The following is a 20,444-nucleotide window of genomic DNA, read 5'->3' as shown; positions in this document are numbered from 1 at the left end:
GCTTGTCAGGCGCTGATTGTAGGCATTTGGCGCAGGATTGTCAACTTTTTGGACAAGCGCTGCGATAAAGCCGCCTTCTGGAAAAAGGCCGTCTGAAAACAATCTGCTTTCAGACGGCCTTTGTTGACTGCGCTACTCTTTCGCCTGCCAAGTGTCTTTCAAAGTAACTGTGCGGTTAAACACGGTGTTGTCCGGCGTGTGGTCGTGGCGGTCGGTCACGAAATAGCCCAGGCGCTCAAATTGATAATGGCTTTCAGGCGCCAGTGCGGCGGCGGCAGGCTCCACCCACGCGCTGATTTCGGTGACCGATTCGGGGTTGAGAAAATCGGTAAACGGCAGGTATTCGCCATCGGCGCCGCGCACGGCATCGGGGCGGGCTTCGGTAAAGAGGCGCTCGTATTGGCGCACGGTGGCGGGCACGGCATGCTCGGCCGAGAGCCAGTGAATCACGCCTTTTACTTTGCGCCCTTCCGGCTTTTTGCCCAAGGTGTCGTGATCGATGCTGCATTTGAGCGACACCACGCGCCCATCTGCATCTTGCACCACTTCTTCGCATTTGATCACATAGCTGTAGCGCAGACGCACTTCGCCGCCGGGGGTGAGGCGCTGCCAGCCTTTGGGCGGATCGACGGCAAAATCGTCTGCTTCGATATAGATGGTTTTCGCAATCGGCACTTCGCGCTCGCCGAATTCGGGATGATGCGGGTGGTAAGGCGCGCTGCGGCTTTGCGTGAGCGCCTCATCATAATTCACCAATTCGACTTTAATCGGGTTGAGCACGGCCATCATGCGCGGGGCGGAATCTTCCAGCACTTCGCGCACCGCACCTTCGAGCACGCTCATGTCCACCACGTTTTCGCTTTTGGAAATGCCCACGCGTTTGGCAAACAGGCGCAAGCCTTCGGGTGTGTAGCCGCGGCGGCGCATGCCGGAAATGGTGGGCAGGCGCGGGTCGTCCCAGCCTTTCACATGGCCTTCGCTCACCAATTGGTTGAGCTTGCGTTTGGAGGTGATGGAATAAAGCAGCTCCAGCCGCGAAAATTCGTATTGGCGCGGGTGGTTGTCGATGGGGATGTTGTCGAGCACCCAGTCATACAGCGGGCGGTGCGCTTCAAATTCGAGCGTGCACAGCGAATGGGTGATGTGTTCGATGGCATCGGAAATGGCGTGGGTGTAGTCATACATCGGGTAGATGCACCATTTGTCGCCGGTGTTGTGGTGATGCACGCGGCGGATGCGGTAAATCACCGGGTCGCGCATATTGATGTTGCCCGAGGCCATGTCGATTTTCAGGCGCAGGGTTTTGCTGCCGTCGGGAAATTCGCCGGCTTTCATGCGCATAAATAAATCGAGGTTTTCTTCGATGCTGCGCTCGCGATAAGGGCTGTTTTTGCCGGGCTCGGTGAGCGTGCCGCGGTATTCGCGCATTTCTTCGGCGTTTAAATCGTCCACATAAGCTTTACCGTCTTGAATCAGGCCCACGGCATAATCAAACAATTGGTCGAAATAATTCGATGCAAAACGCGGCTCGCCCAGCCATTCAAAGCCCAACCATTGCACGTCTTCTTTAATCGCACGCACATATTCGTCGGATTCTTTTTCGGGATTGGTGTCGTCGAAGCGCAAATTGCACACGCCGTCATAAGCATAAGCAAGGCCGAAATTGAGGCAGATGGATTTGGCGTGGCCGATGTGCAGATAGCCGTTGGGCTCGGGCGGAAAGCGGGTGTGGATGCTGCTGTGTTTGCCGCTGGCGAGGTCTTCGTCAATCACGTTGCGGATAAAGTGATTGTCGGCAAATTGTTCTTTGTTCATCATAATAAATGCGGGCCGTGTGGAAAGATTGGTGTTTCAGCGGGCTGATGGTGCAGGCCGTCTGAAAAAGAGAAAGCAAGATATGGTGTATTGTACCTGAAAATTCAAGTGCCGTTTCAGACGGCCTCTAAGAGCCTGTTTACACGCTTTTATTGTGCCGGTTTTATACCAATTCAAAAAAATAACCTTACAAAATAAAAGCAGTTCGACAGCACCATCTGCGTAGGTCGGATTCTTGAATCCGACGTTTGGCCATCGGCCAAAGCGGTGGCGTGCCTTGCTCTGCAAACACAGAGGCCGTCTGAACGATTCAGACGGCCCGGCTTTATCCGGCGTGCTTATTTGCTCTCGCCCGATGCGGCTTTTTGTTGCGCACCACCAAACCATTTATCATAAATTTTCTGGTAAGTGCCATCGGCTTTGATGGCGGCAATGCCGGCGTTGATTTTAGACAGCAATTCATCGCTGCGGCCTTTTTTCACGGCAAAGCCGTAGTATTCTTTTTCAAAAGCCGGGTCGCTGATGGTGTTGAGCTTCACACCAGGGTTGTTATTGACAAAGTTTTGAATCACACCGTTGTCGCCCACGGAAGCGTCCACGCCGCCGGTGAGCAGCTCTTTAAGCGCCAAGGGCATGGTGTCGAAGCGCTTGATGTTGGCGCTGGTGCCGCCCTGCTGCTTTTGCAGCACCAAATCGCCCGTAGTGCCGGTTTGCACGGAGGCGGTGTGGTTTTTCAAATCGGCGAATGATTGGATGCCGCTGCCTTTTTCGCCGGTAACAATCAATTGCGATGCTTCAAAATAGGGGTCGGAAAAATCCATCTGCCCTTTGCGCTCATCGGTGATGGTGACGCTGGAGGACACAATATCGCTGTCGCCCTTGCCCAGCGTGGCGAAAATGCCTTCCCACGGCGTGTTGGCAAAGTTGAATTTAATGCCTTGGTTGGCGGCAATCGCCTCTAAAATATCTTTGGAAAAGCCCACCACCTGATTATCGTCGAGGTATTCAAACGGCGCATAAGTGGCATCGGTGGCCACCACATAGGCTTTTTCGGCAGCCGGCGCAGAGGCGGCCGCTTGGCTGCTGTCGCTTTTGGAGCAAGCGCCCAGCATCAGGGCGGCGGCAATGGCGGCAGCCAACACGGTGGTTTTCTTCAACATACAGGTTTCCTTTAATATAGTTAGCTTGTGTAAATTACATTTACCGAATCATACACAAGTTCAGCCGCAAGCAGCAAAATTGTTAACAATAGCGTTTTTCGTGCCGACCATGCTTTTTCGGCGGCACAATATTTTTCATTGCTAAAATAATTTAAAACTTACGCAAACGAATCAGGCCGTCTGAAACATAATCTTTCAGACGGCCTGCAAGCAAATGGCATTTAAAATTTCACGCCTTTATGCAGCGCCACCACGCCGGCGCTCATATTGTGGTAATCCACGCTATCGAAGCCGGCATCGAGCATCATTTGCTTGAGCGTTTCCTGATCCGGATGCATGCGGATGGATTCGGCCAGATATTGATAGCTGTCGGCATCTTTGGCGATAAATTTGCCCATCAGCGGTAGCAGTTTAAACGAATACACATCGTAAACCGGTGCCAAAGGCTTGAACACTTTGGAAAATTCGAGCACCAGCAAAGTGCCGCCGGGCTTGAGCACGCGATACATTTCCTTGAGCGCCGCCTCTTTGTGGGTCATGTTGCGCAGGCCGAAAGCCACGGAAACAAGGTTGAAATAATTATCGGGAAAGGGCAGCTTTTCAGCATCGGCCAGCGACACCGGCAAAATCACGCCTTCGTTGAGCAGGCGGTCGCGCCCTACGCCGAGCATGGAAGAATTGATGTCGGTGAGCCACACCTCGCCGGTTTTGCCCACCCGCCGGGCCCAGCCGCGCGACAAATCGCCGGTGCCGCCGGCAATATCGAGCACTTTATCGCCCTTATTCAGGCGTGCGGTGTTGATGGTGAAATGTTTCCACACGCGGTGCAGGCCGCCGGACATCACATCGTTCATGATGTCATAATTTTTCGCCACCGAGTGGAACACCTCGGCCACTTTGCCGGCTTTTTCTTGTTCATCAACGGTTTGATAGCCGAAATGGGTTTTATTGTCGCTCATGTTTTTTTCCTGAAAACAGCATTTAATGTTTGCCGCAACCGCCGGTGCCGCAGCCGCTTTTGGCCGGCACGGCATCTTGCGGCGAAGCGGTGCGCGATGCGCCGGCCGCCTCGATTTTGCGCAGATAATCGGCCCACATTGTATCGTATCCGTGCGCCAGATTATATAAATAGTCCCAATCATAAAGGCCGCTGTCGTGGCCGTCTGAAAAGATGATTTTCAAGGCATATTGCCCCACCGGCTCGAGGCCGGCAATGGTGACGCCCGCTTTGCCGGTTTGCAGCGTTTCCTGCCCCGGCGCATGGCCGCGCACTTCGGCGCTGGGCGAATACACGCGCAAAAATTCGGCCGGCAGCGATTGGGCCGCGCCGCCATACACCAGCGTGAGCGCCGCGCGGCCTTGTTGCAGGCGGATTTCTTCAGGCATATCGTGTTTCATCAATGGGCTCCTGATTGGGAAAACAGATTAATCACCAACACACCGGCGATAATCAGCGCAATGCCTGCCATCGCGGCCGCATCGAGCTTTTGGTTCATAAAAAACCAGCCGATAAGCGAAATGCCGATAATGCCCACGCCCGACCACAAAGCATAAGCAATGCCCACCGGCAGGCTGCGCAAAATCAGCGAAAGCAGGTAAAACGAAAAGCTGTAGCAAACCAGCGCGCCGATGGCCGGCAGCAGACGGCTGAAGCCGTCGCTCACTTTTAAAAGGCTGGTGCCGCAAATTTCCAGCATAATCGCCAGCACCAACAACAACCAAATCTTCATTGCCCCAACCTTTTGCGCAGCCAAGCCACGCGCACACTGAAAGCCCCGCCCAGCAAAGCAAACGCCACCAGCACATATAAAATAATGCGCACCGCCCACACCTGCTGCGCACCGCTCAAGCCCCAAGGCAGCAGCATCACCAGCACAAACAGCACAAAAGCCAGCATCATCAAGGCGATAAACACAAAAGCCATGCGGGTAGCAAATTTTATTTTAGCGTTGGCACTCATGGCAGCAGCCCGAAATAAAACCGCATTGTAACAGAAATCGCGTTTCAGACGGCCTCAATGCCACAGCAGCAACACCAGCGAAATCGAGAAAAAAGAAGCGATGGTGGTTACCAGCATCGCCGCCGCCGTGCGCTGCTCAAAGCCGTATTGGCGGCCAAACAAAGGATACATGCTCGCCATCGGCACGCTGGCCAAAAGCGCGCCGGCAAACACCGTGTCATGATCGGCGCCGAAAAGCCACAAGCAACCCACCACCAGCGCCGGAAACAGCAGCAATTTGCCCGCCACAATCACGCTGATATCGGCCATGCCGCCGCGGATGCGCAAGCCGTAAAGGCCGCCGCCGATCACAAACAGCGCCAGCGGCGAAGCCGCCGAAGCCAGCATCGCCGCCACTTTTTCCGCCACCGCCGGCACCGGAATCCGGCACAGGGCAAACACCAGCGCCAACAGCAGCGAGCCGATAATCGGGTTTTTCAGCAGATTTTTCACCACCCGCCAAAGCGTGGTGCTGATTTTACCGCTGCCGCCCCGGGCCACATCAATCAAAATAAACATCAGCGGCAGCACCAAAATATTTTCCAGCAGCGCATTCATCGCCAAATAGCCGCCCGCCTGCGGCCCTATCACCATCGCCAAGAGCGGGTAGCCGATAAAGCCCGTGTTCGACATGCCGGTGGCCAGGCCGTTGAGCGCCGAGAGCGTGGCATCCTGGCCGCGGCGGCGGCTCAAGCCCCAGCCCGCAAAAAATGCCAGCAGCGAAGCGAGCCCGTAGCCATAAAGATAATTCAAATTGATTACATCGCTCAGCGGCCGTGTGGTGATGGCGTGAAACACCAACATGGGCAGGCCGATGCGGATCACAAATTTGCCGATGCCCGCCAATTGCACTTCGGTGAAAAAATCAAAGCGCACCGAAAAATAGCCCATCGCCATAATGATGAAAATCGGCATGGTAATCGTTAAAATGGCAAGCATAAAACACTCGGGGCAAAGGCCGTCTGAAAAAACGTTAATATTTTAAACCTTAACCGGCGCCCTGTCGCCCTGTTTGCCGCCAAAATCGCCGCGCCGCCTTTCAGACGGCCTCAAATCGCGCTATATTAATGTTTTACCGCCCTCTTCAAGCCTGCCGAAAGGAAACTTCATGCAAACCCAAGCCGTGATCGAACACATTACCCAATGGTTGAAAAGCTATGCCGAGGGCGCGCGCGCCAAAGGCTTTGTGGTGGGCGTGTCCGGCGGCATCGATTCGGCGGTGGTGTCGGCTCTGGCCGCCCGCACCGGCCTGAACACCCTGCTTTTGGAAATGCCCATCCGCCAAAAAGCCGACCAAATCGACCGCGCACAGCTGCATATCGAAAACCTGCAACAGCGCTTTGCCAACGTGTCCGGCCTGCGCGTGGATTTAACCCCCACGTTTGAGCAATTTGCCGCCACAGTTGATGTAAACGAAGCCGATTTCACCGCCAAACAGCTGGCGCTGGCCAACGCGCGCTCGCGCCTGCGCATGGTCACACTTTATTACTACGGCCAAATCAACGGCCTTTTGGTGACTGGCACCGGCAACAAAGTGGAAGATTTCGGCGTGGGCTTTTTCACCAAATACGGCGACGGCGGCGTGGACATCAGCCCGATTGCCGGCCTGCTCAAAACGCAGATCTACACCCTGGCCGAAGCGCTTGATGTAAGCGAATCCATCCGCCAAGCCACGCCCACCGACGGCCTGTGGGACACCGAGCGCACCGACGAGCAGCAAATGGGCGCAAGCTACCCCGAATTGGAATGGGCGATGAGCGTGTATGGCAAAGCGCCGCCCGAAGCGTTCAGCGGCCGTGAGCGTGAAGTGCTGGAAATCTACACCCGCCTGCACCGCGCCATGCAGCATAAGGTTAACCCGATTCCGGTGTGTGAAATTCCGCCGCATTTGCTCGCTTAGGTTTTGTTGTGCTTAATGGCGGCTTTAAATGACCAAGGCCGTCTGAATATAAAAGTTTCAGACGGCCTGTTTGTTTTGGGTTGAGGCAGCGCTGGTAGCGCGGGCTTTGCCCACGAAATCCAACAAAGTGAACAAATAATACCCATTCAAAAGAGTAAGCTAACAAGGCGGAAGCCTGCGACAGTGCAGATAGTACGGCAAGGAGAGACAACGAAGTTAGCTTATTTTTTTGGATTGGTATAAGCGCTGCGCCGGTATTTTGTGCTGCCCAGTACGCCAGTTTGGTTCGCAGGCAAAGCCCACGCTGCGCGGTTTAATGAGCAAGGCCGTCTGAAACTTTTTTCAGACGGCCTTTATTGTGATACCCCCAAAAAAAGCAAGCTATCTGCTTCAGAATGCGCCTCAAGCGCGTTTTCCGCTAAAATAAGCGCTGTTTCTTTTCAGACGGCCTCAAATCATGCAAATTTATCTTGTTGGCGGCGCTGTACGCGATGCCTTGCTGGGGCGGCCGGTGGCCGATCGCGATTGGGTGGTGGTGGGCGCCGATGCCGATGCCATGCTCGCGGCGGGCTATCGGCCGGTGGGTAAAGATTTTCCGGTGTTTCTGCATCCGCAAAGCCACGAAGAATACGCGCTGGCGCGCACCGAGCGCAAAACCGCCAAAGGCTATGCCGGCTTTGCTTTCCACGCCGCGCCCGATGTCACGCTGGAGCAGGATTTGGCGCGGCGCGACCTCAGCATCAACGCCATGGCGCAAAACGCCGACGGGCAGATTATCGACCCTTTCAACGGCCGCCGCGATTTGCAGCTGGGCCTGCTGCGCCATGTGTCGCCCGCTTTTGCCGAAGACCCGGTGCGCATTTTGCGCACTGCCCGCTTTGCCGCCCGCTATGGTTTTGCCGTTGCCCCCGAAACCCTGCAATTGATGCGCAACATGGTGGCCGCCGGCGAAGCCGGTGCGCTCGTGGCCGAGCGTGTGTGGCAGGAGCTGGCCAAAGGGTTGATGGAGCCGCAGCCGCACATCATGATAGAAGTTTTGCGCGATTGCGGCGCGCTCAAGGTGATTTTGCCTGAAATCGACGCCCTCTTCGGCGTGCCCCAACGCGCCGACTACCACCCCGAAATCGACAGCGGCATCCACACATTAATGGTGTTGCAACGCGCCGCCGCCATGAATTTAAGCCTGTCCGAGCGCTACGCCGCGCTGCTGCACGACTTGGGCAAAGCGCTCACCCCCGCCGCAATTTTGCCGCGCCACCACGGCCACGACATCGCCGGCGTGGCACCGGTTCGCGAAGTCAACCGGCGCCTGCGCGCGCCCAAAGCCTGCGCCGAACTGGCCGAATTGGTGTGCCGCTGGCATATTGTGTTTCATTCCGTGGGCGAATTGCGCGCGCAAACCGTGCTCAAAAAGCTCAAGCAAACCGATGCCTTCCGCCGCCCCGAACGCTTTCAGACGGCCTTAAACGTGTGCGTGGCCGACACGCAAGGCCGCTTGGGCAAAGAAAGCGCGCCCTATCCGCAACGCGCCCACTGGCTCGCGCTGCTGCACGCCGCCACCGAAATCGACACCGCCGCCATCGCCGCCGCCCACCAAGATGCCCCGCAACGCATTGCCGAAGCCATCGACAAAGCCCGCATCGAAAAAATCACGCCGCTGCAAAATGCCTATAAACAACAGCACGGACGCACGCATTAAGCGCATCCGCTTCAATGCATCAGCCAAGCAATGGCTCATCCGCGCAGCTTGGCTTAGCCGCAGGCATAACCCAAAAACTCAAACGGCCTTATCAAATCAATCGGTTGGAAAACAAACATTGGGTTACGGCCTTGGCAGCCCAATCCAACCCGACCGTCTTTCAGACGGCTTTTTTATGAATTTATATTCACGGTGTTTGCATCTTTTTTTTAAAGGCGCAAACGCAAACTTACTTTTTTGAATGGATATTGAAATACAACAATCAAACAGGCCGTCTGAAAGCCTTTCAGACGGCCTGTTTATTTCAATTAATTTAATCACAATCAATACTGACTATCATTTATAATCAATAGAATATTCACTCAACCCCACCACCACAGGAGCCGCCGATGAACACCCGCATCGAAACCGACACCATGGGCGAAGTGGCTGTGCCCGCCGAAGCCTATTGGGGTGCGCAAACCCAGCGCAGCCGCGACAATTTCAAAATCGGCGGCGAAACCCTGCCCGCGCCCTTGATACGCGCGATGGCGCTGGTGAAAAAAGCCGCCGCGCAAACCAACGCCGCGCTCGGCAGGCTTGATGAAGCGCGCAAAAACCTGATTATGCAGGCTGCCGATGAAATCTTGGCCGGCAAGCTGGCCGACCAGTTTCCGCTGGTGGTGTGGCAAACCGGCTCAGGCACGCAATCGAATATGAACATCAACGAAGTGCTGGCCAACCGCGCCAACGAATTGGCCGGGCAGCCGCGCGGCAGCTATGCGCCGGTGCACCCCAACGATCACGTTAACCAAGCCCAATCCACCAACGACAGCTTTCCCACCGCCATTCATGTGGCCGCCGCCATCGAAATCAAACATTTTCTGATGCCCAATGTGCAGGCGCTGCGCGACACCTTGCAGCAAAAATCGGCCGCATTCGACCACATCATCAAAATCGGCCGCACCCATCTGCAAGACGCCACCCCGCTCACGCTGGGGCAGGAATTCAGCGGCTATGTGAGCCAGCTGGATCACGGCTTGCAGCGCCTCGAAGCCGCCTTGCAAGGGCTTTACGAGCTGCCTTTGGGCGGCACGGCCGTGGGCACAGGCCTCAACAGCCACCCTGATTACGCCCAAAAAGCCGCCGCCGCGTTGGCCGAATTATCCGGCTTGCCTTTTGTAAGCGCACCGAATAAATTCGAAGCGCTCGCCGCCCGCGATGCCGCCGTGTTTGCCAGCGGCGCACTCAAAACCTTGGCCGTAAGCCTCAACAAAATCGCCAACGATATCCGCTGGCTCGCCAGCGGCCCGCGCTGCGGCTTGGGCGAATTGCGCATTCCCGAAAACGAACCGGGCTCGTCTATCATGCCGGGCAAGGTCAACCCCACCCAAAGCGAAGCGCTCACCATGGTGGCCGCGCAAGTGTTGGGCAACGACACCACCATCGGCATCGCCGGCGCTTCAGGCAATTTCGAGCTGAATGTGTTTATGCCGGTGATTGCCTACAATTTGCTGCAATCCATCCGCCTGCTCGGCGACGCCTGCGACAGCTTCAACCGCCATTGCGCCGCAGGCATCAAGCCTGTGCCCGAAAAAATCGATCATTTCCTGCACGATTCGCTGATGCTCGCCACCGCACTCAACCGCCACATCGGCTACGAAAACGCCGCCAAAATCGCCAAAACCGCTTATCGGGAAAACAAAACTCTCAAGCAGGCGGCGGCAGAATTAAACCTCGTCAGCGCCGAAGAATTCGATGCCTGGGTGCAGCCCGAAGAAATGGTGCGACCGAAATAAAACGCAAAGCCAAACGAAGCTTATCAGGCCGTCTGAAACGTTTCAGACGGCCTCTCCAACGCGCTTTTAAAGCAAGCGCTCTTTAAATCTGCCGTTTGCCCCTCATTTTGCCCACTTACCACCAAACCCCAGCCACCAAAGAAAAACCATGCCCGAATTGCCCGAAGTCGAAACCACCCTACGCGGCATCAGCCCGCATATCCACGGCCAAACCGTTGCCAATACCATTATTCGCCAACCCAAGCTGCGCTGGCGCATTCCCGATGATTTGGCACACACCTTGGCAGGCCAAACGGTGCTCGAATGCACGCGCCGTGCCAAATATCTGCTGATTCGTTTTGCCACCGGCATTGTGCTGATTCACTTAGGCATGTCGGGCAGCCTGCGCATTTTTACCGCCGGCGATGCCCGCATTTCCTCCCCCGACAAACACGACCATGTGGATATCGTGTTTGCCGACGGCACCGTGCTGCGCCTGCACGACCCGCGCCGCTTCGGTGCCGTGCTGTGGTTTGCCGGCGCGCCCGAGCACCACCCTTTGCTGGCCGCGCTCGGCCCCGAGCCGCTCTCGCCGCAATTTAATGCCGATTATCTTTACGAAAAGCTGCGCAAACAAAAGCGCGCGGCCAAGCTTGCGCTGATGGACAACGCTGTGGTGGTGGGCGTGGGCAATATTTATGCCAACGAATGCCTGTTTAAAGCCGGCGTTTCCCCCATGCGGGCCGCCAATCAAATCACCCGCCAAGAATGCGCTTTATTGGTGGAAACCATCCAGGCCGTGTTGCAGCGCGCCATCGCCACCGGCGGCAGCACCTTGCGCGATTTTGTCAACAGCGACGGCAAAAGCGGCTATTTCCAACAGGAATACACCGTGTATGGCCGCCACAACCAGCCCTGCCTGCAATGCGGCGACTTAATACACAAAGCCGTTATCGGCCAACGCGGCACGTTTTATTGCACACGTTGCCAAAAATAATTCAGACGGCCTGCTGCTTTTTAACCGCCGCACCGATAAACTGCCATCCTGCGCCCAAGCTTTCATTCAACAAACCCTGCCGCCTTGCGGCCACCATTGCCAATCATGTCGCTTATCACTTTTCAAAAACCCGGCGAGCTCGCCGCCCTGCCGCCTTTATCGCTTTATATCCACATTCCGTGGTGCGTGCGCAAATGCCCGTATTGCGATTTCAATTCCCATCAAGCCAAAAGCGATTTGGCCGAAGCCGCCTATATCGATGCGCTGCTGCTTGATCTGCAAACCGAGTTGCCCAATATTTGGGGGCGACCGGTGGAAACCGTCTTTATCGGCGGCGGCACGCCCAGCCTGTTTCAGGCGGCTTCCATCGAACGCCTGCTCAGCGGCGTGCGCGCGCTCGTGCCCTTGCAGCCGCAAGCCGAAATCACGCTCGAAGCCAACCCGGGCACGTTTGAAAAAGAAAAGTTTCGCGGCTTTAAAGATGCCGGCATCACCCGCTTGTCTATCGGCGTACAAAGCTTCAACGATCAGGCGCTGCAAGCGCTCGGCCGCATCCACAGCCGCCATGAAGCGCTGGCCGCCATCGATGCGGCGCAGGCATTGTTTGAGCGGGTAAACATCGATTTGATGTATGCCTTGCCCCGCCAAAATATGGAATCGGCGCGGCAAGATGTGCACACCGCCCTCGCCACCGGCGCAGGCCACATCAGCGCCTACCACCTCACCATGGAGCCCAACACGCCCTTCGGCCACACGCCGCCTTCCGGCCTGCCGCATGACGATGCCGCACAAGATATTGAAGATGCCGTGCACCAAGCCTTGGCCGATGCCGGCTTTGACCACTATGAAACTTCCGCCTTTGCCCGCCCCGGCCAAGCCTGCCGCCACAACCTCAATTATTGGCAATTTGGCGATTATCTGGGCATCGGTGCCGGCGCCCACGGCAAAATTTCCTATCCCACCCATATCGAGCGCACCACCCGCCGCCGCGGCCCCAACGATTATCTGGCCGCCATGCAGGGCAAGCCGGCAGAGGCCATCGAGCGCAAACGCATTGCCGCCGAAGATTTGGCGTTTGAATTTATGATGAACGCGCTGCGCCTGCACGAAGGCGTGCCTGCCACCCTGCTGCAAGAGCGCACCGGCATCGCGCCCGCCCGCATCGCCGCGCAAATTCAAGCCGCCCAGCAAAAAGGCCTGCTCGATCAAGACCCGCTCTATTTCAGGCCGTCTGAACACGGCCGCCGCTTTTTAAACGATTTGCTGCAATGCTTTTTATAAGCCTGCATCCGTTATGTTTTTCGGATATGTTTTTCAGACGGCCTCAGCCGCACAGGCCATCTGATACCCATTCGAAAAAATAAGATAACAAGGCGGAAGCCTGCGACAGTACACTTAGTATGGCTAGGTGAGCCAACGCAGTTAGGTTATTTTTTCGAATGGGTATGAGCATAGCCAAAAGCCTTTATCTATAAGATAATCCTTTTTCCAATCTATATTCATCAGGAGCGCCACATGAGCAAAACCATCATCCACAGCAACCACGCCCCCGCCGCCATCGGTGCCTACAGCCAAGCCGTGCGCAGCGGCGACACCGTTTACATGAGCGGCCAGATTCCGCTCGACCCGCAAAGCATGAACGTGGTTGGCAACGGCGATTTTGCCGCCGAAGCGCATCAAGTGTTTAAAAACCTGCGCGCCGTGGCACAAGCCGCCGGCGGCTCGCTCGACGACATCGTCAAGCTCAACGCCTACCTCACCGATTTGGGCAATTTCGCCGTGTTTAACGAAGTGATGGCCGAATATTTCACCCAGCCCTATCCCGCCCGCGCCGCCATCGGCGTGGCCGCCCTGCCCAAAGGCGTGCAAGTGGAAGCCGATGCCGTGCTGGTGCTCGATTTGTAATATTTCCCGTTTATCCTTTTTCAGACGGCCTCAACTCAAGGCCGTCTGAACACATATCTGAATCCTATGGCACACTACGCAATCGGCGATCTGCAAGGCTGCTACAACGAGCTCGATGCCTTGCTGCACAAAATCGGTTTCAACCACGGCACCGACACCCTCTGGCTCACCGGCGACATTGTCAACCGCGGCCCCCAATCCCTGCAATGCCTGCAATTTGCCCGCCAACACGAAAGCAGCGTGCGCACTGTGTTGGGCAATCACGACCTGCACCTGCTCGCCGTGGCGCACGGCCACGGCAGGCTCAAGCGGGGCGACACGCTCGACGATATTCTCAACCACCCCGAGCGCCGCACCCTGCTCGACTGGCTGCGCACCCAGCCCTTGATGCTGAGCAACAACGAATATGTGCTGGTGCACGCCGGCTTGCTGCCGCAATGGAGCATTGCGCAGGCGAACACGCTGGCCGAAGAAGTGGCACACGAATTGCGCCACCGCCCCGATGCCTATTTCGCCCATATGTATGGCAACAAACCGCGCGCCTGGAGCGCCCAACTGAGTGGTTATGACCGGCTGCGTGTGATTACCAACGCGTTTACCCGCATGAGAGCGCTCACTTATGCAAACGAAATCGACTGCGATTTCAAAGCCGGCTTAGCCGACATACCCAACGGCCTGCGCGCCTGGTTTGAAGCGCCCGAGCGCCAAAACCTCAGCCACACCATCGTGTTCGGCCATTGGTCGGCGCTGGGCTTTTTCGACCAATGCGGCGTGCTCGCGCTCGACACCGGCGCCTTATGGGGCGGCCCGCTCACCGCCGTGAATCTGGCCGACCGCCAAATCAGCCAAGTCGAATCCGGCAGCCGCCTACATTGGCAAACCACGCTGGCCTGAGCCGAAGCTGAGGCCGTCTGAAACTTTCAGACGGCCTCAAAAATGATGTTGAACAAAATATTTGCCGAAATTACCAATATACATACAACACTTTTAAAAATATAAATAATTGATTTAAAATACAATTATTAAAAATATACCAAATTTTACAGCCTGGCGGCCACAAAAACTATAGTATTACTCTAATTTTGAATACAGTTAGAGTATAATTTCTAAAGTCGGCCGGGCAAACAAGCGCCGATGCACATGCAAAGCCGCCTGCCCGACAAACCCACAACGATTAAAACACCGCCGTTTTCCACACACACCCGCATTCATTACAAAGGAAACACCATGCAACACCCTTTCGACCCCTTGATTATCCGCGGCAAATCGCTGATACCGATTGTGCAGGGCGGCATGGGCGTAGGCATATCCGCATCCAGCCTCTCCAGCGCCGTGGCGCGTGAAAACGGCGTCGGCACCATTGCCAGCGTAGATTTGCGCCACCTGCACGACGATTTGCTGGCCGAATCCAAAATCAACCCCACCGAAGCCAAATACGACAAACTCAACCGCATCGCGCTCGACCGCGAAATCACCAAAGCCAAAGCCGATTCAGAAGGCCGCGGCATGATTGCCGTCAACGTGATGAAAGCGGTGAAAGACCACCAAGCCTTGGTGCGCCAGGCCTGCGAATCCGGCGCCGATGCCATCGTGATGGGTGCCGGCCTGCCGCTGGACTTGCCCGAAATGGCCGAAGGCTACCCCGATATCGCGCTGCTGCCGATTTTATCGGAATCGCGCGGCATCAATATCGTGCTCAAACGCTGGATGAAAAAAGGCGTGCTGCCCGATGCCATCGTGATCGAGCACCCCGCCCACGCCGCCGGCCACCTCGGTGCCATGACGGTAGATGGTGTAAACGATGCCAAATTCGAATTCAAACGCGTGATTGAAGAAACCTTCGAAGTGTTTAAAAAGCTCGGCCTCGAAGGCGAAAAAATCCCGCTCGTGCTCGCCGGCGGCATGGCCAATTTTCAAAAAATCCACACCGCGCTCAAAGAATGGGGCGCATCGGCCGTGCAAATCGGCACCGCTTTTGCCGTCACCCACGAGGGCGATGCCCACATCAACTTCAAGAAAACCCTTGCGGGTGCCGACACCGAGCAAGTGGTGGAATTCATGTCTGTGGCCGGCCTGCCCGCCCGCGGCGTGAAAACCAAATTTCTCGAAAGCTATATGAAGCGCGAAAGCGTGCTGCAAGCCAATGCCAAGGCCGACCAGCGCCGCTGCACCCAAGGCATCAACTGCCTCTCCGTGTGCGGCCTGCGCGACGGCTTGGAAAAAGTCGGCCAATTCTGCATCGACCTTAAACTCGCCGCAGCCTGGCGCGGCGAAGTGGACAAAGGCCTCTTCTTCCGCGGCAAAGATCCGCTGCCCTTCGGCAAAACCCTGCACAGCGTGCAAGAAACCATTCATTATCTGCTCAGCGGCGAAATGCCATTGGTGATGCCCTTGCAAAAGCAGGCTTAATCAACGCATTGCCAAACCAGGCCGTCTGAAAACATTTTGTTTTCAGACGGCCTTTTATACCCATTTTATACCCATTCGAAAAAATAAGATAACAAGACGGAAGCCTGCGACAGTACACCTATAGTGAAATGCAAGAAAAAGTGACACGAAATGCACTCTGAAACAGCGTAGGTTGGGTTGCCAAACCCAACGTTTCAGACGGCTTGTGGATTTGTTGGGTTTTCAACCCAACCTACCCGCCGTATCACTTTTTTATGCATTCCACTATAGTATGGCTAGGGTCTGTTCACATTTCATCACGCGGCAATATTTTGGCTCAAAAACGCGCCTGCTGCGTTGAAAATGCTCGCAAGGTGTCCAACCTTGCTGTGCTTTTCGCCTTGCAGCCACGCTTTTGCGCTCAAAATCTTACTCGCAGATGAATTGTGAACAGACCCTAGGCGAGCCAACGCAGTCAGGTTATTTTTTCGAATGGATATTAAATGACGTTTGCGCATCGTTTCATACATGCTTATGGTTTATAATAACAGCCGCACACATTTGCACCGGCATAGCTTTTCAGACGGCCTGCATTAAAAATTCAGCAACAAAACCAAATAAAACTATACTTTTTCTTATTTTATGAGACAATAGCTAAGATAATTCTTAGTTTACATACGAGAGCCCTTATGTCAGACGAAAAAAGCAAAGCCCTGGCCGCCGCCCTAGCCCAAATTGAAAAACAATTCGGCAAAGGCTCCATCATGAAAATGGACGGCAGCCACAAAGACGAAAACCTCGAAGTCATCTCCACAGGCTCGCTCGGCCTCGATTTAGCCCTCGGCGTCGGCGGCCTGCCGCGCGGGCGCGTGGTGGAAATCTTCGGCCCCGAATCTTCCGGCAAAACCACCCTCTGCCTCGAAACCATCGCCCAATGCCAGAAAAACGGCGGCGTGTGCGCCTTTATCGATGCCGAAAACGCGTTCGACCCCATTTATGCACGCAAGCTCGGCGTGAAAGTGGAAGACTTAATGGTGTCGCAGCCCGACACCGGCGAGCAGGCGCTCGAAATCTGCGATATGCTGGTGCGCTCTGGCGGCGTAGACATGGTGGTGGTCGATTCCGTGGCCGCGCTCGTGCCCCGTGCCGAAATCGAAGGCGAAATGGGCGACAGCCACGTCGGCCTGCAAGCCCGCCTGATGAGCCAGGCTTTGCGCAAGCTCACCGGCCACATCAAAAAAACCAACACGCTGGTGGTGTTTATCAACCAAATCCGCATGAAAATCGGTGTAATGTTCGGCAGCCCCGAAACCACTACCGGCGGCAACGCGCTCAAATTCTACGCCTCCGTGCGCCTCGATATCCGCCGCACCGGCCAGATTAAAAAAGGCGACGATGTAATCGGCAACGAAACCCGCGTGAAAGTGATTAAAAACAAAGTAGCCCCGCCCTTCCGCCAGGCCGAATTCGACATTCTCTACGGCGAAGGCGTGAGCTGGGAAGGCGAATTGATCGACATTGGCGTGAAACACAATATCGTCGACAAATCCGGCGCCTGGTATAGCTACAACGGCGCCAAAATCGGCCAAGGCAAAGACAACGTGCGCCTGTGGCTGAAAGAAAACCCCGCCATCGCCACCGAAATCGACGCCAAAATCCGCGCCGCCGTGGGCGTGGACATCGACATCACCGAGGGCAAAATCGACGACACCGACGGTGAAACGCCGGAAGAATAAACGCTTGAAATAAAACGCCAAAGGCCGTCTGAAAGATTTTTCAGACGGCCTTTGCTGCATATAGTGGAATGCAAGAAAAAAAGATACAACTACGCTCTATAACGATGCAGGTTGGGTTGCTAAACCCAACGTTTCATACCAATAAAAATAAATAAGCTATAATCGCCCCATGCCTAAACTGACCCCAAAAAACCACCAACTCACCGAGCATGATTTTATCAAACTCGCCAAAACCGAACCCCACCCGCGGGCTCGGACACGCTTGTTTATACTGCACCAACTGCAACAAGGCCAAGCACCCGAAGAAATCGCCCCACTGTTCGGATTGAATCCCCTTACCATACACATATTGCGGCGCAAATATTGGGAATTCGGCATCGAACAGGCCATTTACGACAAACAGCGCCCAGGCCGCAGCAGCAAACTAAAGCCGGAAGACCATCAAGCCTTCAAACAACGTATCATCGAAGAGCAAGAAAAGCGCGAAGGCGGCAGGCTCACGGCCGAAGACATCCATACCATCGCCGCTCAAGAATTCAATGCCCACTACAAACACAGCAGCAGCCTGTATCCTTTATTGCACCGTATCGGCATGAGCTGGATAACCGCCCGCAGCCGCCATCCACAGGCCGACCCGGAAGCGCAAGACGCTTTTAAAAAAACTTTGTTGACGAAGTAAAAGCCGTATTGCCTGAACACATCAAGCCCGAACAAGTCGACATTTGGTTTCAAGACGAAAGCCGTATCGGACAACAAGGCAGTCTCACCCGCGTATGGCACGAAAAGGGAAAAAGGCCTCGCCTTATCCGCCAACAGCAGTTTGAATACGCCTATATATTTGGCGCTGTTTGTTTAACAACGGGAGCAACAGCCGCTTTGGTGATGCCCGGTGTCAACAAAGAAGCGATGCTGCTGCATTTACAGCAAATATCGAAAGAAACCCCCGAAGGCCGGCATGCCGTGGTGGTGATGGACGGTGCGGGCTGGCATCAAGATTTTAATGAGCTGAAAAACGTATCCATATTGAAACTACCGCCATATTCACCGGAACTGAACCCCATAGAGCGGGTATGGCGGCAACTGAAGCAAACCTCCTTATCCAACCGTTGTTATAAGGGCTATGATCAGATTGTAGAGGCTGGCTGCATTGCGTGGAATGCGTTGGTTGCAGAAAAAGACAGACTCTGTTCGCTGGTGGCTTGTGAATGGGCTTTATTATAGATTATTTATTTTAAATGGTATCAGACGGCCTTTTTAACCAGATCACCCAGCTTCAAGGCGCTTGCAAATCTGCAATGCATTGGCGGTCGCGCGCTTCAAATGCGGCGCTGCCGCCGAGCAAATCCAGCTGCTCTTGCGCGCTGATTTTGCTCATTGATTGAATCTGCTTTTCGGTGAGCTTATCCAGCGGCTTTTCCCACATGCACACGCAATAATCTTCAATCACTTGCTCTGATTGGCCGCCTAAACCGCGCGCACTTAAATCGCCCTGCCATTTTTCAGAAAACGGCACGTTTTTAATGCACGATTCGATAATCGCCTGCTTGGCTTTGGGCTTGCTCAGCGCGCATTGCGACAAAAAGAAAAAGCCGGCAAAAAGCGCCATCACCACCCAAAACCAAATGCGGATGGTGCGGATTTTGGCCTTGGCGCGGCGGCGCTGCTCTTCGGGCGTTTGCCCGGGTTTATCCGTTGCGGCCATGCATGCTCTCCATGCGGATCATCACCACCGGACGCGCCACGCTCTCGAGCGCTTCGATGGCGGCGATGGCGGCTTTGATGTGTTTTTCCACCGTACTGTGGGTCAGAATCACGATTTCGGCAATGGTTTTGTCGATCACGCCTTTTTGAATCAAAGCTTCAATCGACACGCCTTCTTTGGCCAGCAGATTGGCAATCTGGCCGAGCACGCCGGGTTTGTCGTCGGCTTCCACGCGCAAATAATAGCTGCTGCTGATTTCATCCATAGGCAGCATATTTTGCGGCTTCACCTGGCTGGGCTGGAAAGCCAGATGCGGCACGCGGTTGCCGGTGTCGGCCGTGATCAGGCGGCTGATGTCGATGATGTCGGCCACCACCGCGCTGGCAGTCGGCAAAGCGCCGGCACCGGCACCGTAATAAAGAGTTTCGCCCACCATGTCGGCATCCACTCGCACGGCATTCATCACGCCGTTTACATTGGCAATCAGGCGGCTCTCGGGAATCAGCGTCGGGTGCACGCGCAATTCGATGCCCTTGGCGCTTTTGCGGGTGATGCCCAAAAGTTTGATGCGGTAGCCCAGCTCTTCGGCATATTTGATGTCGCGGCTGTCGAGCTTGCTGATGCCTTCCAGATAGCAGGCATCGAAATTCACCGGCGTGCCGAAAGCCAGCGCGCTCATGATGGTGATTTTGTGGCCGGCATCATGCCCTTCGATATCGAAAGTGGGGTCGGCTTCGGCATAGCCCAAAGCTTGCGCCTGCTTCAACACATCGGCAAAAGCGCTGCCTTTTTCGCGCATTTCGGTGAGAATGAAATTGCTGGTGCCGTTGATGATACCGGCAATCGACTGGATATTGTTGGCCGCCAAGCCTTCGCGCAAAGCCTTGATAATCGGTATGCCGCCGGCCACAGCCGCTTCAAACTGCACCATCACATTCTTCTGCTCGGCCAGCGCAAAAATTTCATTGCCGTATTCGGCCAAAAGCTTTTTATTGGCCGTAACCACATGTTTGCCATGCTCGATGGCGGTAAGCACGAGCTTTTTGGCAATATCGGTGCCGCCGAAAAGCTCCACCACAATATCCACTTCGGGGTGTTGCACCACTTCGAAAGGGTCTTCCGTGATCAGGGTTTGCGGCGGGCAGATGCGGCAGCCTTTCTCGGCATTTCGGGTCGACACCATAAATACGTTTACATCGCGCCCCAGGCGGCGGCTGATTTCGGCAGCGTTATTCTGCAAAACATCCACCGCGCCCTTGCCGACTGTTCCCAACCCTAAAATACCGATATTGACAGGCTTCATTGTGTCTCCTTAAGCCGTATGTGTTAGTATAAGCGCGAGCCCAAAGCCGCAGCCGCCCTGAATTCAAAGGGCTTAATGCTACC

Annotated in this window: 20 protein-coding genes; 11 read left to right on the top strand and 9 right to left on the bottom strand. The window is 55.2% G+C overall.

What is annotated here, in order from left to right; all coding sequences use genetic code 11:
• Positions 1-132: 132 nt before the first annotated feature.
• The 7 genes from LVJ78_RS06245 to LVJ78_RS06215 form a co-directional block, all read right to left on the bottom strand.
• Positions 133-1,818 carry a glutamine--tRNA ligase/YqeY domain fusion protein gene (locus LVJ78_RS06245; protein WP_132954394.1) on the bottom strand — a complete coding sequence of 562 codons (1,686 nt, stop codon included), beginning with the start codon at positions 1,816-1,818 and terminating at the stop codon, positions 133-135.
• A 335-nt stretch (positions 1,819-2,153) separates the two neighbouring features.
• Complete coding sequence (locus tag LVJ78_RS06240; protein WP_132954395.1) at positions 2,154-2,975, bottom strand: basic amino acid ABC transporter substrate-binding protein; 822 nt, start codon at positions 2,973-2,975, stop codon at positions 2,154-2,156.
• 221 nt (positions 2,976-3,196) lie between these two features.
• A complete protein-coding gene (ubiE, locus tag LVJ78_RS06235) occupies positions 3,197-3,934 on the bottom strand; it encodes a bifunctional demethylmenaquinone methyltransferase/2-methoxy-6-polyprenyl-1,4-benzoquinol methylase UbiE (protein ID WP_132954396.1) in 738 nt (245 codons plus the stop codon).
• Between the two features lie 22 nt (positions 3,935-3,956).
• Positions 3,957-4,373, bottom strand: a complete 417-nt coding sequence (locus LVJ78_RS06230) for a gamma-butyrobetaine hydroxylase family protein (protein ID WP_132954397.1) — start codon at positions 4,371-4,373, stop codon at positions 3,957-3,959.
• Positions 4,373-4,705: a DMT family transporter gene (locus LVJ78_RS06225; RefSeq protein WP_132954398.1), complete on the bottom strand. Its 333-nt coding sequence runs from the start codon at positions 4,703-4,705 to the stop codon at positions 4,373-4,375. Before LVJ78_RS06225 ends, LVJ78_RS06230 begins: the two co-directional genes overlap by 1 nt.
• The gene (locus LVJ78_RS06220) at positions 4,702-4,935 is read right to left on the bottom strand and encodes a cytochrome b6 (RefSeq protein ID WP_132954399.1); all 234 of its coding nucleotides are present in this window, start codon (positions 4,933-4,935) and stop codon (positions 4,702-4,704) included. The genes LVJ78_RS06225 and LVJ78_RS06220 overlap by 4 nt, the downstream gene beginning before the upstream one ends.
• A gap of 54 nt (positions 4,936-4,989) precedes the next feature.
• The gene (locus tag LVJ78_RS06215; RefSeq protein ID WP_132954400.1) at positions 4,990-5,913 is read right to left on the bottom strand and encodes an AEC family transporter; all 924 of its coding nucleotides are present in this window, start codon (positions 5,911-5,913) and stop codon (positions 4,990-4,992) included.
• A 169-nt stretch (positions 5,914-6,082) separates the two neighbouring features.
• Between LVJ78_RS06215 and nadE the strand changes: the two genes are divergently transcribed.
• The 11 genes from nadE (at position 6,083) to LVJ78_RS06160 (ending at position 18,577) form a co-directional block, all read left to right on the top strand.
• The gene (gene nadE / locus LVJ78_RS06210; RefSeq protein ID WP_132954401.1) at positions 6,083-6,874 is read left to right on the top strand and encodes an NAD(+) synthase; all 792 of its coding nucleotides are present in this window, start codon (positions 6,083-6,085) and stop codon (positions 6,872-6,874) included.
• Between the two features lie 457 nt (positions 6,875-7,331).
• A complete protein-coding gene (locus LVJ78_RS06205) occupies positions 7,332-8,573 on the top strand; it encodes a multifunctional CCA addition/repair protein (protein WP_132954402.1) in 1,242 nt (413 codons plus the stop codon).
• 389 nt (positions 8,574-8,962) lie between these two features.
• On the top strand, positions 8,963-10,351 hold the full coding sequence (fumC, locus tag LVJ78_RS06200) for a class II fumarate hydratase (protein WP_132954403.1): 1,389 nt from the start codon (positions 8,963-8,965) through the stop codon (positions 10,349-10,351).
• A 148-nt stretch (positions 10,352-10,499) separates the two neighbouring features.
• Positions 10,500-11,327, top strand: a complete 828-nt coding sequence (gene mutM / locus LVJ78_RS06195; RefSeq protein WP_132954404.1) for a bifunctional DNA-formamidopyrimidine glycosylase/DNA-(apurinic or apyrimidinic site) lyase — start codon at positions 10,500-10,502, stop codon at positions 11,325-11,327.
• A gap of 105 nt (positions 11,328-11,432) precedes the next feature.
• Positions 11,433-12,608 carry a radical SAM family heme chaperone HemW gene (hemW, locus tag LVJ78_RS06190; protein ID WP_132954405.1) on the top strand — a complete coding sequence of 392 codons (1,176 nt, stop codon included), beginning with the start codon at positions 11,433-11,435 and terminating at the stop codon, positions 12,606-12,608.
• Between the two features lie 234 nt (positions 12,609-12,842).
• On the top strand, positions 12,843-13,232 hold the full coding sequence (locus LVJ78_RS06185; protein ID WP_132954406.1) for a RidA family protein: 390 nt from the start codon (positions 12,843-12,845) through the stop codon (positions 13,230-13,232).
• 66 nt (positions 13,233-13,298) lie between these two features.
• Positions 13,299-14,126, top strand: a complete 828-nt coding sequence (locus tag LVJ78_RS06180; protein ID WP_132954407.1) for a symmetrical bis(5'-nucleosyl)-tetraphosphatase — start codon at positions 13,299-13,301, stop codon at positions 14,124-14,126.
• A 333-nt stretch (positions 14,127-14,459) separates the two neighbouring features.
• The gene (locus tag LVJ78_RS06175) at positions 14,460-15,641 is read left to right on the top strand and encodes an NAD(P)H-dependent flavin oxidoreductase (RefSeq protein ID WP_132954410.1); all 1,182 of its coding nucleotides are present in this window, start codon (positions 14,460-14,462) and stop codon (positions 15,639-15,641) included.
• 668 nt (positions 15,642-16,309) lie between these two features.
• The gene (recA, locus tag LVJ78_RS06170) at positions 16,310-17,356 is read left to right on the top strand and encodes a recombinase RecA (protein WP_244802558.1); all 1,047 of its coding nucleotides are present in this window, start codon (positions 16,310-16,312) and stop codon (positions 17,354-17,356) included.
• 169 nt (positions 17,357-17,525) lie between these two features.
• Positions 17,526-18,035, top strand: a complete 510-nt coding sequence (locus LVJ78_RS06165; RefSeq protein WP_244802557.1) for a winged helix-turn-helix domain-containing protein — start codon at positions 17,526-17,528, stop codon at positions 18,033-18,035.
• Positions 18,036-18,043: 8 nt separating this feature from the next.
• Complete coding sequence (locus LVJ78_RS06160; protein ID WP_244802556.1) at positions 18,044-18,577, top strand: IS630 family transposase; 534 nt, start codon at positions 18,044-18,046, stop codon at positions 18,575-18,577.
• A 52-nt stretch (positions 18,578-18,629) separates the two neighbouring features.
• Here the strand turns inward: LVJ78_RS06160 and LVJ78_RS06155 are convergent, their stop codons facing one another.
• Together LVJ78_RS06155 and LVJ78_RS06150 are read right to left on the bottom strand one after the other, a co-directional pair.
• The gene (locus tag LVJ78_RS06155; RefSeq protein WP_132954880.1) at positions 18,630-19,058 is read right to left on the bottom strand and encodes a hypothetical protein; all 429 of its coding nucleotides are present in this window, start codon (positions 19,056-19,058) and stop codon (positions 18,630-18,632) included.
• Positions 19,042-20,361, bottom strand: a complete 1,320-nt coding sequence (locus LVJ78_RS06150; RefSeq protein ID WP_132954879.1) for a homoserine dehydrogenase — start codon at positions 20,359-20,361, stop codon at positions 19,042-19,044. The genes LVJ78_RS06155 and LVJ78_RS06150 overlap by 17 nt, the downstream gene beginning before the upstream one ends.
• Between the last annotated feature and the right edge of the window lie 83 nt (positions 20,362-20,444).

This window comes from Uruburuella suis (assembly GCF_022870845.1).
GTDB lineage: Bacteria > Pseudomonadota > Gammaproteobacteria > Burkholderiales > Neisseriaceae > Neisseria > Neisseria suis.
The sequence above is the reverse complement of the archived record's forward strand: the minus strand, read 5'-3'. Positions and strand labels throughout refer to the sequence as shown.

What these genes read in the sequence shown, in the direction of transcription:
- LVJ78_RS06245 (WP_132954394.1), bottom strand. Translation starts at nt 1,818, where the DNA reads ATGATGAACAAAGAACAATTTGCCGACAATCACTTTATCCGCAACGTG.
- LVJ78_RS06240 (WP_132954395.1), bottom strand. Translation starts at nt 2,975, where the DNA reads ATGTTGAAGAAAACCACCGTGTTGGCTGCCGCCATTGCCGCCGCCCTG.
- ubiE (WP_132954396.1), bottom strand. Translation starts at nt 3,934, where the DNA reads ATGAGCGACAATAAAACCCATTTCGGCTATCAAACCGTTGATGAACAA.
- LVJ78_RS06230 (WP_132954397.1), bottom strand. Translation starts at nt 4,373, where the DNA reads ATGAAACACGATATGCCTGAAGAAATCCGCCTGCAACAAGGCCGCGCG.
- LVJ78_RS06225 (WP_132954398.1), bottom strand. Translation starts at nt 4,705, where the DNA reads ATGAAGATTTGGTTGTTGTTGGTGCTGGCGATTATGCTGGAAATTTGC.
- LVJ78_RS06220 (WP_132954399.1), bottom strand. Translation starts at nt 4,935, where the DNA reads ATGAGTGCCAACGCTAAAATAAAATTTGCTACCCGCATGGCTTTTGTG.
- LVJ78_RS06215 (WP_132954400.1), bottom strand. Translation starts at nt 5,913, where the DNA reads ATGCTTGCCATTTTAACGATTACCATGCCGATTTTCATCATTATGGCG.
- nadE (WP_132954401.1), top strand. Translation starts at nt 6,083, where the DNA reads ATGCAAACCCAAGCCGTGATCGAACACATTACCCAATGGTTGAAAAGC.
- LVJ78_RS06205 (WP_132954402.1), top strand. Translation starts at nt 7,332, where the DNA reads ATGCAAATTTATCTTGTTGGCGGCGCTGTACGCGATGCCTTGCTGGGG.
- fumC (WP_132954403.1), top strand. Translation starts at nt 8,963, where the DNA reads ATGAACACCCGCATCGAAACCGACACCATGGGCGAAGTGGCTGTGCCC.
- mutM (WP_132954404.1), top strand. Translation starts at nt 10,500, where the DNA reads ATGCCCGAATTGCCCGAAGTCGAAACCACCCTACGCGGCATCAGCCCG.
- hemW (WP_132954405.1), top strand. Translation starts at nt 11,433, where the DNA reads ATGTCGCTTATCACTTTTCAAAAACCCGGCGAGCTCGCCGCCCTGCCG.
- LVJ78_RS06185 (WP_132954406.1), top strand. Translation starts at nt 12,843, where the DNA reads ATGAGCAAAACCATCATCCACAGCAACCACGCCCCCGCCGCCATCGGT.
- LVJ78_RS06180 (WP_132954407.1), top strand. Translation starts at nt 13,299, where the DNA reads ATGGCACACTACGCAATCGGCGATCTGCAAGGCTGCTACAACGAGCTC.
- LVJ78_RS06175 (WP_132954410.1), top strand. Translation starts at nt 14,460, where the DNA reads ATGCAACACCCTTTCGACCCCTTGATTATCCGCGGCAAATCGCTGATA.
- recA (WP_244802558.1), top strand. Translation starts at nt 16,310, where the DNA reads ATGTCAGACGAAAAAAGCAAAGCCCTGGCCGCCGCCCTAGCCCAAATT.
- LVJ78_RS06165 (WP_244802557.1), top strand. Translation starts at nt 17,526, where the DNA reads ATGCCTAAACTGACCCCAAAAAACCACCAACTCACCGAGCATGATTTT.
- LVJ78_RS06155 (WP_132954880.1), bottom strand. Translation starts at nt 19,058, where the DNA reads ATGGCCGCAACGGATAAACCCGGGCAAACGCCCGAAGAGCAGCGCCGC.
- LVJ78_RS06150 (WP_132954879.1), bottom strand. Translation starts at nt 20,361, where the DNA reads ATGAAGCCTGTCAATATCGGTATTTTAGGGTTGGGAACAGTCGGCAAG.